The sequence below is a fragment of the Spongiactinospora gelatinilytica genome, assembly GCF_003236385.1.
GTDB lineage: Bacteria > Actinomycetota > Actinomycetes > Streptosporangiales > Streptosporangiaceae > Spongiactinospora > Spongiactinospora gelatinilytica.
In genome coordinates this window covers 1-1,060 of record NZ_POUA01000760.1, presented here as the reverse complement: position 1 = coordinate 1,060, position 1,060 = coordinate 1, and the positions used below count along the sequence as shown (strand labels likewise).

At 67.7% G+C, this 1,060-nt stretch carries 1 protein-coding gene; it reads left to right on the top strand.

All coding sequences use genetic code 11. From position 1 onward, the window contains the following. Window positions 1-357: 357 nt before the first annotated feature. Window positions 358-1,060 (top strand): SRPBCC family protein (locus C1I98_RS39215; RefSeq protein WP_111172219.1); only part of this gene is annotated, 703 nt, incomplete at its 3' end.

The window sequence follows — 1,060 nt, the reverse complement described above, 5'->3', positions numbered from 1 at the left end:
CCCAACGCGAGCGCGACCTGACCGGCCAGCCGCACACGAGTGTTACCGGCCCCCGGGTCACGAGGTTCAACCTGGCCTGCCGCGCCCGCGAGATCTGATCGTGCCCAGCTCGTGCAGGAGACCTTCCCTGCCCGCCCACGATGCGTGACCTGTCCGCCCCATGGGCGAGATCTAACCCGGCCACGTCGTACATGTGATCCGACCCGGCCCATCCCACGGCGGACACCTCACCGGCCGATGCCGTGCCCCCACGTTCCGGTGGCGTGTGCTCCCACCGCCCTTCCTTCCCACTCATATTGACAAATCTTGTTTTTATATAAAGACTCTCTTTGTCAATCGACGTGAGGAAGGACGGCCATGACCGAGCCGCTGACGATGACCGCCCGGGTGGAAGCGCCGATCGCGGAGGTGCGGCACGCGCTGACCGACCCCGCCGCCATGCGGGTGTGGCTTGCCGAGCATGCGGAGGTCGATCTGCCGCACCGCTACGCATTCTGGGGTCGGCACACGCCGGAGGGGGACGCGCCGCACCAGAATCCGACCTACGCCGACGAGCGGGCGTTGCGGTTCTCGTGGCTGCTCGACGGCGAGGAGACCACGGTGGAGATCGACCTGGTCGCGGAGAGCGAGAAGGTCACGCTGATCACGCTCTCGCAGACCCACTTCGACTTCCAGGACGTGATCACCGGCAAGAGCATCCGCGGTGTGCTCCAGACCTTCTGGACACTGGCCATCGCCAACCTGGTCGATCACCTGGAGGGGCGCGAGCCCACCCCGAAGCCCGACTTCACCTCCACCGCCCCGGAGCTGCGGGCGCGGCTGGAGATCGACTCCCCGGTGGAGGAGGTGTTCGACTCGCTGATCGACTCGGAGAAGGCGTCCGCGTGGTTCGGCATGCCGGTCGGGATCGAACCGCACGTAGGTGGGCGCTTCGCGATGGGCGGGCTGGACGTCGACCCCCAACCGGCCAAGATCCTCGACCTGGTGCCCGGCGAGCGGCTCTCCGTCGACTGGGGGGCCGGGATGGGGATCGGCACATGGGAGCTGGCGGGTTCCGGGG